The sequence below is a fragment of the Enterobacter sp. DTU_2021_1002640_1_SI_PRY_ASU_LCPMC_013 genome, assembly GCF_032389435.1.
GTDB lineage: Bacteria > Pseudomonadota > Gammaproteobacteria > Enterobacterales > Enterobacteriaceae > Enterobacter > Enterobacter hormaechei_C.
Window position 1 is genome coordinate 4,716,647 of sequence record NZ_CP135594.1, and the last position, 16,926, is coordinate 4,733,572.

A 16,926-nucleotide genomic window follows, 5' to 3' on the forward strand; every position below is an offset into this window, starting at 1 on the left:
GTGGAGGCGCATTATAGGGAGTTCTCCGACGTTGACAACCCCTCTTTGAAAAAAAACGTTCAACCGTCTCTTTTTTGCTCAAAACCGTGCTACAGCGCCAGTTTTTCGAGCGTTTCGAAGCCATAACGACGTAAAACGGGCAAAAGTTGTTCGGTTTCTTTTGTTATCGCCATACAGAAAGCGATGTTCGCATCCGCTGATTTCGCATCCGGCGCCTCGTGTTCCAGCAGCCAGGCCGTCCGACGCGCAATTGCAGCACCGGAATCCACCAGCCGGGTCCCTTCAGGCAGAACCTTTAACAGCTCTTCCTGTAATAGCGGGAAATGGGTGCAGCCGAGAACAACCGTATCCGGTGGTTCCTGCATCCGCAGCCATGGACGCAGAATACGGCGCAGCTCTTCAAGCGATACCGTCTCGCCGTGCAGTTTTGCTTCCGCCATTTCCACCAGCTCCGCGGAGCCGAGCATGGCGATCTGGCATTCATTGGCAAAGCGCTCTATAAGCTCACGCGTATAAGGACGTTTTACCGTACCGCGCGTAGCCAGCAACCCCACAATGCCGTTCGCCGTCAGACGCGCCGCAGGTTTGATTGCCGGAACAACGCCCACAACCGGGAACGGGAATTTTTCGCGCAGGGCAGGAAGAGAGACCGTGCTTGCCGTATTACAGGCAATGACCGCCAGCGCCAGGGGATAACGCTTTTGTACCGCGGTGACGATTTCAACCACACGTTCAACAATAAAGTCTTCACTCTTTTCCCCATACGGGAACGCGACGTTATCGAAGGCGTAGATGTAATGGAGATCCGGCAGGAGCTGCCGAATCTCATCATAGACCGACAGCCCACCGACGCCGGAATCAAACACCAGCACGGTGGGACGCGGATCAGAAGGTGTAGCTGCCAGACAAGGTGTATTCCCGTCCTGCAGTTTGGTAGCCATAAACTGTCTCGTAATCTTTATCGAACAGGTTGGCTATTTTACCACGAACTGTGAGATGAGAGGTGACAGGATATGAAACCGCGACGTCCCACAGGCTGACGCCGCCCATTTTCACGCGTTCTGTGGCGTAGGTATTCGGATCAACGGCAACGTCATAGCGAGTGCCCAGATAACGGTACGCCAGATTCCAGTCGAGATCCCACACCTGCCAGTCAAGCTGATACTTAACCTGTTGCTTTGAGCGACGAGCCAGGACTTCGTTAGTTTTCGCATTACGCGGGTCGACGTAGTCGTAAGAAATCTGATGCCCTACCGGGCCAGTGTCGAACTGGGCCGTCGCCTCGATTCCTTTAATACGGGCTTCATCGACGTTGTAATAACGGTAAGTCCGCGGGTCGCTATTAATGAGGTTATCGATATCATTACGATAGCCCGTCACACGCCAGTTTACCGGCCCAGTCAGACCTTCAAAGCCACCTTCCCACTGCTTACTCTCTTCTGGCTTCAGATCCGGATTACCGTAATCTTTACTGTGGATCTGGCTCATGGTCGGTGCTTTATACGCTGTACCGTAAGAACCGATGATGCGATACCCCTCGATGAACTCCCATGCGGCGCTGGTCTGCCAGGTGGCGTGATTGCCAAAATTAGAGTTATCGTCATTACGCGCCGCCGCTTCCAGCGTCACGCTGTTGAACTGCTGCATCGCCGAAAGGAACACGCCGGTATTACGTTGTTCGTAACCTTTTTCCAGATAGCCCGTACCCGCCTGGGTTTTCTGCTTCTGCCAGTCCAGACCCGCGCCGATATTGCCGTGACCCACTTCAACCGTATTCAGCCACTGGGTGGTGTACTGCTTCACGTCATCCATGGTTGCGGAGTCAGCGTAGCGGCCTTTTTTCGGATCATAGTTCTGATCTTTGCTACGGCCATACCCTGCCACCAGCTGTGACTGGAAAATACCCTGGTTATAGCGCAACCCGGTGTCCCAATTCTGGCTGTAAACCTGACGCGTGTCCGGCCGCCCATCAATGCCGGTCGCACCATAGTGATCGTAACCGTCATACGCGGAGCGGTTATCGTAGCCAAAGCCACGGAAGAACCCACTGACGCTGTCGGTAAACTGCTGCTCCACCGAGCCAAATAGCGATTTACTCATAAAACCATCGCGGTCTGGCTGGCGCGGGGCATCTTTTGCAGCAATATCAAAACCACGGGTATAGGTATAATCACCGGCCATGGTGATTTTGGTTTTATCGAACACCTGCTGGAAGGCACCGTTATAGTTTTGATACCCCTTTGAACCGACACCCGCAGAAATTTCCGCACCCGGCTTGTCGCGCCCGGTAATGATGTTAATCACACCGCCAATCGCGTCGGAGCCATACAGCGCCGAACGTGGGCCGCGAATGTACTCAATACGCTGAATCAGCGACGTCGGAATTTGGCTTAAATCGGGAACATTGCTGATCCCGGCATTATTCAGGGGGATACCATCAATCAGTACCAGAACATGGCGGGATTCCGTACCGCGAATAAACGTTGAAGAGGTTGACCCCATCCCGCCGCTTTGTGCGATGTCCACACCCGGCAGGCGTGACATGATTTCCACAACACTCGTTGCCTGCCAGCGTTCAATATCCTCACGGGTCACGACGGAGGTCGGAGCCAGAACGGTTTTTGCTGGTTGTTCGAAACGGTTTGCTGTCACCACCAACGAGTCGGCGCTTTCCTGCGCCCAGCCCGAAAATGCCGTGACGGAAAACGCCGTCAACAGCGATACTTTTTTAATCATTGTTAAAGCATCCACAATATAAGAAGGATGCCGCAGGCCTCATCGATAGCACGCGATGATGAAACCAAATGCGACGTGATCCCGGCAGGTCTTCGGGCTGGGTGGCGTTATACGGATGAAGACTTCCCATTTTCACAGTGTCTACAACTCTCATCCCGCCAGTCTTTACCGCTGCGCGTCAGCTCCAGATTTGCACTGGATTCCCTTTTCACTCTCAGGAGACCGGAAACAGAATGCTACAATTAGACACGTATAGATGTCCAGATAGCTATTAGCCATTAAATCTGGACATCCACTGCACAATCCCTACAATCCCCGCGTAATTCTTTATCACTCAGGACGCATCATGACCCCCGAACACCTCCCGACAGAACAGTACGACGCACAGCTGGCAGAAAAAGTTGTCCGCCTGCAAAGTATGATGACGCCTTTCAACGCGCCGGTTCCCGAGGTGTTTCGTTCTCCGGTCAGCCACTACCGTATGCGCGCTGAGTTCCGCATCTGGCACGATGGCGATGACCTGTACCACATCATTTTCGATCAGCAGACGAAATCCCGCATTCGCGTAGACAGTTTTCCGGCGGCGAGTGAGCTCATCAACCAGCTGATGACGCTAATGATCGACGGTGTACGCAATAATCCGGTGCTGCGCAACAAGCTGTTCCAGATTGACTACCTGACCACCCAAAGCAATCAGGCCATTGTCTCTCTGCTCTATCACAAAGCGCTGACCGACGAGTGGCGCGAGCAGGCAGAAGCCCTGCGCGATGCGCTGCGCGCGCAGAACATCAACGTGCACCTGATTGGCCGCGCGACCAAAACCAAAATCATGCTGGACCAGGATTACATCGACGAGCGTCTGCCGGTGGCAGGTAAAGAGATGATTTACCGTCAGGTGGAGAACAGCTTCACCCAGCCGAATGCCGCCATGAACGTGCAGATGCTGGAGTGGGCGTTGAACGCGACGGAAGGGTCGACGGGCGATCTGCTGGAGCTCTACTGCGGTAACGGCAACTTCTCGCTGGCGCTGGCGCGTAATTTCGAGCGCGTGCTGGCGACGGAAATCGCCAAACCGTCGGTGGCCGCCGCGCAGTACAACATCGCCGCTAACCATATTGATAACGTACAAATTATTCGTATGGCGGCAGAAGAATTTACCCAGGCGATGAACGGCGTACGCGAGTTTAACCGCCTGCAAGGGATTGATTTGAAGAGCTACCAGTGTGAGACAATTTTTGTCGACCCGCCGCGCAGTGGCCTGGACAGCGAAACCGAGAAGATGGTGCAGGCGTACCCGCGTATTTTGTACATCTCCTGTAACCCGGAGACGCTGTGCAAGAATCTGGAAACATTAAGCCAGACGCACAAGGTTGAACGTCTGGCGCTGTTCGATCAGTTCCCGTATACGCACCATATGGAGTGCGGCGTTTTACTTACCGCACGGTGATCTGTAGGCCGGATAAGCGTAGCGCCATCCGGCGTTTTTGGCAGGTGGCGCTACGCTTACCTGCCCTACAAATAATTCATTACTCCGGCAACTGGCTCTTGCGGCTACGCATGCGCGAGCCAATCCAGAACACCAGCGCCACAGACAGTACCGCAGGCAGGAAGTTAGAGCCAATATCCGGATACTCTGCACGCACCACGGTGCTGTACAGCAGTACACCCAGAATAAAACAGGCTGCGGCCAGTCCCGGTAACCCAACCGGCATCGTGCGGTTCAGATAGCGTTGATGCAGGCAGTACACCGTCAGCACCAGCGCGATAATCGGGAAAATCGAGAACGGTACAATTGAGCTAAAAACCGCCGCAAACGTACCATTAATGGATAAGCCAGCGATCAATGCCAGCAACAGCGTTCCTTTATCCTGACCTGACTGTTTCATTACTCACCTTCACTCATCGTTTTGATGTGCCAACTTCTCTTGTTCACGGCGATACCAGTAGTACGCACCTTTAGAAATCATCCGCAGCTGCAATACCAGTCGCTCTTCGAGTTGCTTACGTTGTTCAATGCTGACATCCAGCGCTTCGGCACCCGCGCTGAAAACAATCGTCACCATCGCCTCGGCCTGTGCTTCAGTAAACGCACGCGGCATATGGTTTTCGAGTTCAAGATAGTCGGCAAGTTCCGCGATGAAATGCTGAATTTCACGCGCGACGGCGGCACGAAACGCGGCTGACGTTCCGGAACGCTCACGCAACAGCAGGCGAAACGCGTTAGGGTTATTGCCGATAAATTCCATAAATGTCGACACGGAGGTGCGGATCACGCTACCGCCCTTGGCGATACGCTGACGCGCCTGACGCATAAGCTGACGCAGCATCAAACCGCTCTCGTCGACCATGGTCAGGCCCAGTTCATCCACATCACGGAAATGACGATAGAAGGACGTCGGCGCAATCCCGGCCTCGCGCGCCACTTCACGCAGGCTCAAACTGGCAAAACTCCGCTCAGCACTCAGTTGACTGAATGCGGCTTCCACCAGCGAACGCCGGGTTTTCTCTTTTTGTTGTGCTCTTACGCCCATCACGATAGTTGAATCCTTCCAAAGGCCCGTTGGCACTATACCAGAGAATAAAATTAATCTGTTTACCTGGCTTTGTGAATGATTGTTTACGGGCGGTTTGTGCTCCACTGCCCGAAAAAAGCACAACGATAATTGGGTTACCCTGGCAATGATGTTATGATTCTGTTGCTTTTATGTATAAGAACAGGTAAGCCTTGCCATGCCACATTCCTACGATTACGACGCAATAGTTATTGGTTCCGGCCCCGGCGGCGAAGGTGCTGCTATGGGTCTGGTAAAACAGGGAGCCAGAGTAGCGGTTATTGAGCGCTACCATAATGTCGGCGGCGGTTGCACCCACTGGGGCACCATCCCTTCGAAAGCCCTCCGCCACGCCGTTAGCCGCATTATCGAATTTAACCAGAACCCACTTTACAGCGACCACTCCCGACTTCTTCGTTCCTCCTTTGCCGATATCCTGAATCACGCAGACACGGTCATTAACCAGCAGACGCGCATGCGTCAGGGTTTCTATGAGCGCAACCACTGTGAAATTCTGCAAGGGAACGCGCATTTTGTGGATGAGCACACCCTGGCGCTGGAGTGCCACGACGGTTCGGTTGAGACGCTCACCGCTGAAAAATTTGTGATCGCCTGCGGCTCCCGTCCTTACCATCCGGCAGACGTGGATTTCTCGCACCCGCGCATTTACGACAGCGACTCCATCCTCAGCCTGCACCACGAGCCACGCCATGTGATCATCTACGGTGCGGGGGTGATTGGCTGTGAATATGCATCGATCTTCCGGGGAATGGAGGTCAAAGTTGACCTGATTAACACCCGCGACCGCCTGCTGGCGTTCCTCGATCAGGAGATGTCAGACTCTCTCTCCTACCACTTCTGGAACAGCGGCGTGGTGATTCGCCACAACGAAGAGTACGAGAAAATCGAAGGCTGCGACGACGGTGTGATCATGCACCTGAAATCTGGTAAGAAGCTGAAGGCAGACTGCCTGCTGTACGCCAACGGCCGTACCGGCAACACCGATTCATTGCAGCTGGAGAATATCGGGCTTGAAACCGACAGCCGCGGTCAGCTCAAGGTCAACAGCATGTACCAGACTGCGCTGCCGCACGTTTACGCGGTGGGCGACGTGATTGGTTACCCAAGCCTGGCCTCCGCCGCTTACGATCAGGGCCGCATCGCCGCACAGGCGCTGGTGAAAGGTGAAGCGACGGCGCATCTGATTGAAGATATCCCGACGGGCATCTACACCATTCCGGAAATCAGTTCTGTCGGCAAAACCGAGCAGCAGCTGACAGCCATGAAGGTGCCTTACGAGGTGGGTCGTGCCCAGTTTAAACATCTGGCGCGGGCGCAAATCGTGGGAATGAGCGTGGGTACGCTGAAGATCCTGTTCCATCGCGAGACGAAAGAGATCCTCGGTATTCACTGCTTCGGTGAACGCGCGGCGGAAATCATTCATATCGGCCAGGCGATCATGGAGCAAAAAGGTGGTGGCAACACCATTGAGTACTTCGTTAACACCACCTTTAACTACCCGACCATGGCGGAAGCCTATCGGGTAGCTGCGCTGAACGGCTTAAACCGCCTGTTTTAACGCGCTGTCGAAATGGCCATCCATCGCACCCCGGATGGCCTCTGCCAGCTGCTCATAGCGGCTGCGCAGCGGTGACCCCGGACGATAAACCAGACCAATGGTGCGACGCGGCTCCGGCTTAATACAGGGCAGATAGACCACGCCATCACGTTTACGCTCGTGCGGCACCGCCAGCGCCGGCAGCAGCGTAATACCGCTTCCCGCCGCCACCATATTACGCAGCGTTTCCAGGCTGGTTGCGCGGAAATGGGTATCTTCATCGGCACCCGCTTCGAAGCAGAAGCCCATCGCCTGATCGCGCAGACAGTGGCCGTCTTCCAGCATCAGCAGTTTTTCACCGGCCAGATCGGCCATCGGCACGCGATCGCGGTTCGCCCACGGGTGATCTTCATAGATCGCCAGCATCATCGGCTCATCGAACAGCGGTACTTCAATAAACGCTTCACTCTCTTTGACCAGCGCCAGGATCGCGCAGTCGAGCTTGCCGCTGTCCAGCTGCGCCAGCAGCTGATGGGTTTGCGCTTCATGCAGGTACATTTCGAGTTTCGGGAACGTCTGGTGCAGCATCGGAATGATTTGCGGCAACAGGTACGGGCCAACGGTTGGGATCAGGCCAATATGCAGCGGGCCGGACATCGCTTCCCCCTGCTGGCTTGCCATTTCCTTGAGCACTTTGACCTCGCGCAGTACGGTGCGCGCCTGATCCACCAGCAGAAGACCTGCCTGCGTGAACAGTACCTTACGACTGGTGCGCTCCAGCAGCATCACGCCCAGCTCATCTTCCAGCTTGCGGATCTGACCGCTCAGCGTTGGCTGGCTGACGTGGCAGGAGTCTGCCGCGCGGCGAAAATGGCGGTGCTCGGCTAACGCTACCAGGTATTCAAGATCACGAATATTCATTATTCATCCTCCGTCGCCACGATAGTTCATGGCGATAGATAGCATAGCAACGAACGATTATCCCTATCAAGCATTCTGTTGAATAATACATCACATAGACGAGGCGGCACGTGTTTGACCCTTGACGTCCCCGCACCGTCAGCGAGTTTCTCTCAAAACTCGAACAACTAAAGCCAACGTGAACTTTTGCGGACCCCGTGGTCCGCTTTTTTTTGCGTAAAAAAAAGCCCAGCACTAAGCCAGGCTACGTTTTTCCCTCACCCTACCCCTCTCCCGGGGGGAGAGGGAACCGATCGAGCCCCTCTCCTCGTGGGAGAGGGGTTGGGGTGAGGGCATCACACCGCAATATTGTCAAACCAACCGGTTTTTCGCATCCGCAATCGCCTGCGCTACCTGCTTCGGCGACACGCCACCTTTCGCTGCACGCTTATCCAGGCAGGATTGCAGGGCCAGAATCGGGTAGACATCATCCCCGATAACCGCGCTGAATTTTTGCAGGTCGGCAAGCGCCAGCTCTTCAAGGGCTTTACCCTGACGAATCGCTTCCACCACTGCTTCACCCACAATATGGTGCGCCTCGCGGAACGGTACGCCTTTCGCCACCAGGTAGTCCGCCAGCTCGGTAGAGTTAGCATACCCCTGCTGCGCCGCTTCCTGGCAGCGCGGACGTTTCACCTGAATGCCGTCCAGCACCAGCGCGCCCATATGCAGACAGTCCAGCCAGGTGTCGAGCGCGTCGAATAGCCCCTCTTTGTCTTCCTGCATGTCTTTGTTGTACGCCAGCGGCAGCCCTTTCAGGGTCATCATCATACCGGTTAGCGCGCCCTGCACGCGGCCACACTTACCGCGGATCAGCTCCAGCGCATCCGGGTTTTTCTTCTGCGGCATCAGGGAGGAGCCGGACGTCACGCGGTCGGACAGCTCTACAAAGCCCGCTTCGCCAGAGTTAAAGAAGATCAGGTCTTCGGCAAAGCGCGACAGGTGCACCATCCCGATAGAGGCATTCGAGAGCAGCTCCAGCACGTGGTCACGGTCAGAGACGCTGTCCAGGCTGTTGCGGGTGGCGGAGGCAAAGCCCAGCCAGCCTGCCAGCTGCTCACGGTCGATTTCATACGCCGTACCGGCCAGCGCGCCGCTGCCCAGCGGGCTGACGTCCAGACGCTTTAAGGTATCCTGTAAACGGCTCTCATCACGCGCCAGCATCTCAACGTAGGCCAGACACCAGTGTGCGAACGTCACCGGCTGCGCGCGTTGCAGGTGGGTATAACCCGGCATCACCGCATCCTGATTGCGCTGCGCGGTGTCCACCAGTGCGCTCTGCAACTGACGATTCGCCGCCAGCAGTTCGCCGATGGTCTCTTTGCACCACAGCTTCAGGTCGGTCGCCACCTGGTCATTACGGCTACGCCCGGTATGGAGCTTTTTACCCAACTGGCCGACTTTGTCGATCAGTTTGCCTTCCACCCAGCTGTGAATATCTTCGGCATCGCTCTGGAGGATTTGCTCCGGATCCAGACGCACCTCTTCCAGCAGGTTGTTCAGCGCCTCTTCCAGCTGCTGCTGTTCGTCTGCGGTCAGCACGCCAACGGTCACCAGCGCTTTGGACCAGGCCACAGAGCCGACAATATCCTGTTCGGCCAGGCGGTAGTCGAAGCGCAAAGAGTCGTTGAACTGTTTGAACCGCTGATCCGCTGCCTGTGTAAAACGCCCACCCCAAAGTGCCATAACGAATTTCCTTAATGATGATATTTTTGCCCGGTGGCGCTGCGCTTACCGGGCCTACAAAATTCACGTAGGCCGGATAAGCGAAGCGCCATCCGGCACAGAATCTTAAGCCAGAATACGCGTGCCAATCGGCGTGCCGTTAAACAGCGCCGGAAGCTGCTCTGCGTGACGCCAGGAGGCGATATCCACCGGGCGGCCCAGCGTGCGGGCCGCATCCAGCGCGGCGTTAACTTTAACGATCATGCCGTCGGTGATAATGCCCTGATCGATCAGCTGCTCGGCTTTTGCGGCGGTCATTTCCGCAATGCGCTGGCCTTTGCCGTCCAGAATGCCGCTCACGTCGGAGAGCAGGATCAGGTCTGCGCCCAGCGTTGCCGCCAGCGCCGTCGCCGCCTGGTCCGCATTGACGTTCATCAGTTCGCCCTCTTCGGTCACGCCGATTGAGCTCACCACCGGCAGGAAACCGCCTTCCAGCAGGGTGTTAATCAGCTCAGGCGAACCTGGCTGCGCCAGTCCAACATGGCCAAGCTCTTCGTCGAGCTGGGTCACTTTTACGCTATCGCCATCGCCCAGAAAGAGGCCAACGGAGGCGATATGGTGTTTCTTCGCCCACGCCAGCAGCGTTTTGTTCGCCGTTCCCGCCAGCGCGCCGGTAATGATGTCAATCTGATCCGCTGGCGTCACGCGCAGGCCATTTTTCTTTTTCACCGGCAGGTTGAGCCCTTTCATCAGCTCATCCACCACGCAGCCGCCGCCGTGCACAATCACCAGCGGACGTTGGTGTGATTCGCGATAGTTCACCAGTGCGGTAAACAGGCGCTCCAGCGCTTCTTCGCTGTCCAGCAGTACACCACCGAGTTTGATAATTAATGGATTCATCATCACACCTTAAATAAGAGCCTGCGTTTCAGGGAAGCCGAAACGAATATTTGCACACTGCATTGCCTGTGCGGCAGCGCCTTTGAGTAAGTTATCTTCTGCGGCGACCACAATCAGATGCTCGCCCTGCACGGCAAAGCCGATGTCGCAGAACGGCAGGCCAACCACGTTTTTCAACGCCGGCACGCCTTTGTCATACAGGCGAACCAGCGGTTTATCCGCATACGCCTGCGTGAAGACCTCGCTCACCTGTTCTTTGGTCACACCCGGCTTCAGGCGGCAGGTAATGGTTTCGAGGATCCCACGCGGGAAGCTGCCGAGGTGCGGGGTGAAAATCACGTCCGCGCCCAGATGGGTGGTGATTTCAGGGTGATGACGGTGATTAAACACGCCATACGGCTGAAGGCTCACTTCGCAGAAGCTGTTGGAGATCGCCGCTTTGCGCCCGGCGCCGCTCACGCCACTGGTGGCGTTGATCACCGGCCACTGATGCAGATCCAGCAGACCGGCGTCGATCAGCGGCTTCAGGGAAAGCTGCGCCGCCGTCGGGTAGCAGCCCGGCACGGCAATCAGATCCGCTTCTTTCAGTTTGTCAGCGCTCCACTCCGCCAGGCCGTACACCGCTTTTTCGAGCAGATCCGGGTGCTGATGGGTGAAACCATAATATTTTTCGTAGAACGCGCTGTCGTTAACGCGAAACGCGCCGGAGAGATCAAAGACCACGCAGCCGGCCGCTAAAAATTGCGGTGCCAGGTCGTGGCTAACTTCATGCGCCGTGGCTAAAAACACAACGTCAACGCCGTCGATGAACTCGCTGATGTCAGACATGGGCTGCAAAGGCAAATCAACCACGCCCTTAAGCTGTGGATGCAAATCGGAAATTAACTTTCCGGCATCATTGCTTTGCGCTGACACGGTCAAAGCGGTTATGGTCATATGAGGGTGGCGATTTACGTAGCTTACAAGCTCTGCGCCCGCATAACCGCTAGCGCCTACAATCAGCGTATTCAACATCGGGTTCCTTTATGCTCAACGATAATGTATTTTTATTCACATTTATTGCATGAATATTGATACTATCACGACCTAAGGTGTGTCAACAATGAAAATGAACTTACCGCCATTTATCGAGATTTACCGCGCCCTGATTGCCACACCCTCCATCAGCGCGACGGAAGAAGCCCTGGATCAGAGCAATGAGTCTTTAATCAATCTGCTGGCGGGTTGGTTTAGCGATCTTGGGTTTAACGTTGAGGTTCAGCCCGTCCCCGGAACACGCCACAAATTTAACCTGCTCGCCAGTACCGGACATGGCGCGGGCGGCCTGCTGCTGGCTGGCCACACTGACACCGTGCCGTTTGATGATGGCCGCTGGACGCGCGATCCGTTCACGCTGACCGAACATGACAACAAACTCTACGGTTTGGGCACCGCCGACATGAAAGGCTTTTTCGCCTTTATCCTCGACGCGCTGCGTGACGTGGACGTGACAACCCTGAAAAAGCCGCTCTACATTCTGGCGACCGCCGATGAAGAGACCAGCATGGCGGGCGCACGTTATTTCTCTGAAAACACATCGATTCGTCCTGACTGCGCGATCATCGGCGAACCGACCTCTCTGCAACCGATTCGGGCGCACAAAGGCCATATTTCTACCGCGGTGCGCGTGCTCGGACAGTCCGGCCACTCCAGCGATCCGGCGCGCGGCGTGAACGCCATCGAGCTGATGCATGACGCGATTGGCCGCATCATGGCCCTGCGCGACGATCTGAAAGAGCGCTATCACTACGAGGCGTTCACCGTGCCTTACCCAACGCTTAACCTCGGCAGCCTGCACGGTGGTGATGCGTCCAACCGTATCTGCGCCTGCTGCGAACTGCATATGGATATCCGTCCTCTACCGGGCATGACGCTGAGCGATCTCGACGGCCTGCTGAATGAAGCGCTGGCCCCGGTCAGCGAGCGCTGGCCGGGCCGTCTGACGGTCTCCGAACTGCATCCGCCGATTCCAGGCTACGAATGCCCGCCTGACCACCAGCTGGTTCAGGTGGTGGAAAAACTGCTCGGCGAGAAAACCGACGTGGTGAACTACTGCACCGAAGCGCCGTTTATTCAAACGCTGTGCCCGACGCTGGTTCTGGGCCCTGGCTCCATCAACCAGGCCCACCAGCCGGACGAATATCTCGAAACCCGCTTCATCAAGCCCACTCGCGAACTCATTACCCAGGTTGTGCATCACTTCTGCTGGCATTAAAAACGCACCGAACAGTCCCCTCTCCCTGTGGGAGAGGGTTAGGGTGAGGGCAACAAATCGCATGATCTTCGTCACATTCCCATAAGCATCTCTTATCTGACGCAATACGAATTAAATTTCGTAAATTCCCCACATTTATTCGTTTGCTGAACCGTTTTCGCAGCAATTGACGACGGGGGTTTTACGTGGCTTTATAAAGGGAGATGACAAAATAATGTCCAGAAGATTTTCGCATGGGCATAAACAAAAATGATGGGGTGACTGGGTTTTTATGAACGAACAATATTCCGCGTTGCGTAGTAATGTCAGTATGCTCGGCAAAGTGCTTGGAGATACCATCAAAGACGCACTGGGGGAGAACATCCTCGACCGCGTTGAAACCATCCGCAAGCTGTCCAAATCTTCCCGCGCCGGTAACGAGGCCAATCGTCAGGAGCTGCTCACCACCTTGCAGAACCTCTCTAACGATGAGCTGCTGCCCGTTGCCCGCGCCTTCAGCCAGTTTCTGAACCTGGCAAACACCGCTGAGCAATACCACAGCATTTCGCCAAAAGGCGAAGCGGCCAGCAACCCGGAAGTCATTGCCCGCACCCTTCGTAAACTTAAAGACCAGCCTGACCTCAACGAAGCGACCATCAAAAAAGCGGTGGAATCCCTTTCGCTGGAGCTGGTGCTGACCGCACACCCAACCGAAATCACCCGTCGTACGCTGATCCACAAAATGGTGGAAGTGAACAACTGTCTGAAGCAACTGGATAACAAAGACATTGCCGACTACGAACGTAACCAGCTTATGCGCCGTCTGCGCCAGCTGATTGCCCAGTCCTGGCACACGGATGAAATTCGTAAGCATCGCCCAAGCCCGGTAGACGAAGCCAAATGGGGCTTTGCGGTGGTGGAAAACAGCCTGTGGGAAGGGGTCCCCAACTACCTGCGCGAGCTGAACGAACAGCTGGAAGAGAACCTGGGCTACCGCCTGCCGGTTGATTTTGTTCCGGTGCGCTTTACCTCCTGGATGGGCGGCGACCGCGACGGCAACCCGAACGTGACGGCGGAAATCACCCGCCACGTCCTGCTGCTGAGCCGCTGGAAAGCGACCGACCTGTTCCTGAAAGATATTCAGGTGCTGATCTCCGAGCTGTCGATGGTGGAAGCCACGCCGGAACTGCGCGCGCTGGCCGGTGAAGAAGGCGCCAGCGAACCGTACCGTTTCCTGATGAAAAAACTGCGCGGTCAGCTGATGGCCACTCAGGCCTGGCTGGAAGCGCGCCTTAAAGGCCAGCGCCTGCCGAAGCCGGAAGGTCTGCTGAGCCAGAACGAACAGCTCTGGGAGCCGCTGTACGCCTGCTATAAATCGCTCCAGGCCTGTGGGATGGGCATCATTGCCAACGGCGAACTGCTCGACACCCTGCGCCGCGTGAAGTGTTTCGGCGTGCCGCTGGTGCGTATCGACGTTCGTCAGGAAAGTACCCGTCATACCGAAGCACTGGGCGAGCTGACCCGCTACCTCGGCATCGGCGACTATGAAAGCTGGTCAGAAGCCGACAAACAGGCGTTCCTGATCCGCGAGCTGAACTCCAAGCGCCCGCTGCTGCCGCGCAACTGGGAGCCAAGCAACGACACCCGCGAAGTGCTCAACACCTGTAAAGCGATCGTGGATGCGCCGAAAGGATCGGTGGCCGCCTATGTGATCTCCATGGCGAAGACCCCGTCCGACGTGCTGGGCGTTCACCTTCTGCTGAAAGAAGCGGGCATTGACTATGCTCTGCCAGTGGCCCCGCTGTTTGAGACCCTCGACGACCTGAACAACGCTAACGACGTGATGACCCAGTTGCTGAACATCGACTGGTATCGCGGCTTTATTCAGGGCAAACAGATGGTGATGATTGGCTATTCCGACTCCGCGAAAGATGCGGGCGTGATGGCAGCCTCCTGGGCGCAATATCAGGCGCAGGATGCGCTAATCAAAACCTGCGAAAAAGCCGGTATTGAACTGACCCTGTTCCACGGACGCGGCGGCTCCATTGGTCGTGGCGGTGCGCCTGCACACGCAGCGCTGCTCTCTCAACCACCAGGAAGCCTGAGAGGCGGCCTGCGCGTGACCGAGCAGGGCGAGATGATCCGCTTCAAGTACGGCCTGCCGGAAGTGACCATCAGCAGCCTGTCGCTCTATACCAGTGCGATCCTGGAAGCCAACCTGCTGCCGCCGCCGGAGCCAAAAGAGTCCTGGTGCCGGATCATGGACGAGCTGTCTGACATCTCCTGCGACCTCTATCGCGGCTACGTGCGTGAAAACAAAGACTTTGTGCCTTACTTCCGCTCAGCAACGCCTGAGCAGGAGCTGGGTAAACTGCCGCTGGGTTCGCGCCCGGCCAAGCGTCGCCCGACCGGCGGCGTTGAATCCCTGCGCGCCATTCCGTGGATCTTCGCCTGGACGCAAAACCGTCTGATGCTGCCGGCCTGGCTGGGTGCCGGTGCGGCGCTGCAAAAAGTGGTGGAAGACGGAAAGCAGAGCGAACTGGAAACCATGTGCCGCGACTGGCCGTTCTTCTCTACCCGTCTGGGCATGCTGGAGATGGTCTTCTCGAAAGCCGACCTGTGGCTGGCGGAATACTACGATCAGCGTCTGGTGAAACCAGAGCTGTGGGCGCTGGGTAAAGAGCTGCGCGAGCTGCTTGAAGGCGATATTAAAGTGGTGCTGGATATCGCTAATGACTCCCACCTGATGGAAGACCTGCCGTGGATCGCCGAGTCTATCCAGCTGCGTAACATCTACACCGACCCGCTGAACGTTTTACAGGCTGAACTGCTGCACCGTTCGCGTCTGGCGGAGGAGGAAGGTAAAGAGCCGGATCCGCGCGTTGAACAGGCGCTGATGGTAACGATAGCAGGCGTTGCGGCAGGTATGCGCAACACCGGTTAATGCTCAGTGCCCGGCAGCGCTACGCTTGCCGGGCACTTCTCGATCTTCCCCCTTCCCTGATCTCCCCCTCAATCTTTGCCACCGGTAAGGCAATCACGTTTCCCTTAGACGTAGCGCAACAAATGACCGGCACGCCGGGAGTAGAGTCACTCTTAGTGCAGTTCGAACAGGACAGAATTTACCTCAAACACTAAGGGAGTAATGTTATGGACCGTGTCATTCAATCCCCGGGAAAATACATCCAGGGTGCAGATGTTCTCACTCGCCTCGGCGACTACCTGAAGCCGCTGGCAAATCGCTGGCTGGTGGTGGGCGATAAATTTGTGCTGGGTTTTGCTGAAGAAACCCTGCGCCAGAGTTTTAAAAAAGCCGGACTCCATGCCGAAATTGCACCATTTGGTGGCGAATGTTCGCAAAATGAAATCGATCGCCTAAAAAAGCTGGCCGACAGCGCTGACTGTCTGGCGGTGCTGGGTATCGGCGGCGGAAAAACGCTGGATACTGCCAAAGCGCTGGCCCACTTTATGGACGTGCCGGTGGCCATTGCCCCGACCATTGCCTCCGCCGATGCGCCGTGCAGCGCCCTTTCCGTGATTTATACCGACAGCGGCGAGTTCGATCGCTACCTGATGCTGCCGCACAACCCGAACATGGTGATTGTCGATACCAAAGTGGTGGCGGGCGCACCTGCGCGCCTGCTGGCCGCCGGGATTGGCGATGCCCTGGCAACCTGGTTTGAAGCGCGTGCCTGCTCACGTAGCGGCGCGACCACCATGGCGGGCGGCAAGTGCACGCAGGCAGCGTTAGCGCTGGCAGAGCTGTGCTACAACACGCTGATTGAAGAGGGCGAAAAAGCGATGCTGGCGGCGGAACAGCACGTGGTCACACCGGCGCTGGAACGCATTATCGAAGCCAACACCTATCTCAGCGGCGTGGGCTTTGAAAGCGGCGGGCTGGCGGCGGCGCATGCCATTCACAACGGCATGACGGCGGTGCCGGATGCGCATCATTTCTACCATGGTGAAAAGGTCGCGTTCGGCACGCTGACGCAACTGGTACTGGAGAACGCGCCGGTTGAAGAAATTGAGACCGTCGCCGCGCTTTGCCACAGCGTTGGGCTGCCGATCACGCTGGCGCAGCTGAATATCAAAGAGGATATTCCGGCCAAAATGCGGCTGATCGCGGAGGCGTCCTGTGCCGAAGGGGAAACCATTCACAACATGCCTGGCGGCGTAACGCCGGATCAGGTCTATGCGGCGCTGCTGGTGGCGGACCAGTACGGACAGCGATTCTTGCAGGAGTGGGAGTAACGAAAAAAGCCGGGTGGCGCTGCGCTTACCCGGCCTACATGGCACTTTAATTTGTAGGCCGGGTAAGG

Annotated in this window: 13 protein-coding genes and 1 riboswitch; of the genes, 5 read left to right on the plus strand and 8 right to left on the minus strand. The window is 56.5% G+C overall.

The window, feature by feature from the left end; all coding sequences use genetic code 11:
• Nucleotides 1–89: 89 nt before the first annotated feature.
• Together murI and btuB are read right to left on the minus strand one after the other, a co-directional pair.
• Nucleotides 90–941, minus strand: coding sequence for a glutamate racemase (gene murI / locus RS584_RS22550; protein WP_003862067.1), 852 nt, complete (start codon nt 939–941; stop codon nt 90–92).
• Nucleotides 886–2,736 carry a TonB-dependent vitamin B12 receptor BtuB gene (btuB, locus tag RS584_RS22555; RefSeq protein ID WP_023304629.1) on the minus strand — a complete coding sequence of 617 codons (1,851 nt, stop codon included), beginning with the start codon at nt 2,734–2,736 and terminating at the stop codon, nt 886–888. Before btuB ends, murI begins: the two co-directional genes overlap by 56 nt.
• Nucleotides 2,737–2,801: 65 nt before the next feature.
• Nucleotides 2,802–2,978: riboswitch (cobalamin riboswitch) on the minus strand.
• A gap of 104 nt (nt 2,979–3,082) precedes the next feature.
• On the opposite strand from btuB, the gene trmA reads away from it, so the two are divergent.
• Nucleotides 3,083–4,183, plus strand: coding sequence for a tRNA (uridine(54)-C5)-methyltransferase TrmA (trmA, locus tag RS584_RS22560; protein WP_193041459.1), 1,101 nt, complete (start codon nt 3,083–3,085; stop codon nt 4,181–4,183).
• Between the two features lie 79 nt (nt 4,184–4,262).
• Here trmA and RS584_RS22565 read toward each other — a convergent pair whose 3' ends face one another.
• Complete coding sequence (locus RS584_RS22565) at nt 4,263–4,622, minus strand: YijD family membrane protein (RefSeq protein WP_017383113.1); 360 nt, start codon at nt 4,620–4,622, stop codon at nt 4,263–4,265.
• Nucleotides 4,623–4,631: 9 nt separating this feature from the next.
• A complete protein-coding gene (gene fabR, locus RS584_RS22570; protein WP_003862059.1) occupies nt 4,632–5,270 on the minus strand; it encodes an HTH-type transcriptional repressor FabR in 639 nt (212 codons plus the stop codon).
• A 196-nt stretch (nt 5,271–5,466) separates the two neighbouring features.
• On the opposite strand from fabR, the gene sthA reads away from it, so the two are divergent.
• Nucleotides 5,467–6,867, plus strand: a complete 1,401-nt coding sequence (sthA, locus tag RS584_RS22575) for a Si-specific NAD(P)(+) transhydrogenase (protein WP_003862057.1) — start codon at nt 5,467–5,469, stop codon at nt 6,865–6,867.
• Here the strand turns inward: sthA and oxyR are convergent.
• From oxyR to argC, 4 genes are all read right to left on the minus strand, one after another.
• A complete protein-coding gene (gene oxyR / locus RS584_RS22580; protein WP_003862055.1) occupies nt 6,850–7,767 on the minus strand; it encodes a DNA-binding transcriptional regulator OxyR in 918 nt (305 codons plus the stop codon). The two genes, sthA and oxyR, sit on opposite strands and share 18 nt — an antisense overlap.
• 351 nt (nt 7,768–8,118) lie before the next feature.
• The gene (argH, locus tag RS584_RS22585; RefSeq protein WP_193041457.1) at nt 8,119–9,492 is read right to left on the minus strand and encodes an argininosuccinate lyase; all 1,374 of its coding nucleotides are present in this window, start codon (nt 9,490–9,492) and stop codon (nt 8,119–8,121) included.
• Nucleotides 9,493–9,597: 105 nt separating this feature from the next.
• The gene (gene argB, locus RS584_RS22590) at nt 9,598–10,374 is read right to left on the minus strand and encodes an acetylglutamate kinase (RefSeq protein WP_096159761.1); all 777 of its coding nucleotides are present in this window, start codon (nt 10,372–10,374) and stop codon (nt 9,598–9,600) included.
• 6 nt (nt 10,375–10,380) lie between these two features.
• The gene (gene argC / locus RS584_RS22595) at nt 10,381–11,385 is read right to left on the minus strand and encodes an N-acetyl-gamma-glutamyl-phosphate reductase (RefSeq protein ID WP_045911404.1); all 1,005 of its coding nucleotides are present in this window, start codon (nt 11,383–11,385) and stop codon (nt 10,381–10,383) included.
• Nucleotides 11,386–11,473: 88 nt separating this feature from the next.
• On the opposite strand from argC, the gene argE reads away from it, so the two are divergent.
• The 3 genes from argE to RS584_RS22615 all read left to right on the plus strand — a co-directional run bounded on the left by argE (nt 11,474) and on the right by RS584_RS22615 (nt 16,858).
• Entirely contained in the window at nt 11,474–12,625 is a 1,152-nt protein-coding gene (argE, locus tag RS584_RS22600) for an acetylornithine deacetylase (RefSeq protein WP_315748668.1), read from the plus strand.
• A gap of 271 nt (nt 12,626–12,896) precedes the next feature.
• Entirely contained in the window at nt 12,897–15,548 is a 2,652-nt protein-coding gene (gene ppc, locus RS584_RS22605; RefSeq protein WP_006808654.1) for a phosphoenolpyruvate carboxylase, read from the plus strand.
• Nucleotides 15,549–15,754: 206 nt separating this feature from the next.
• On the plus strand, nt 15,755–16,858 hold the full coding sequence (locus RS584_RS22615; protein WP_315748670.1) for a glycerol dehydrogenase: 1,104 nt from the start codon (nt 15,755–15,757) through the stop codon (nt 16,856–16,858).
• The last annotated feature ends 68 nt before the right edge of the window (nt 16,859–16,926 follow it).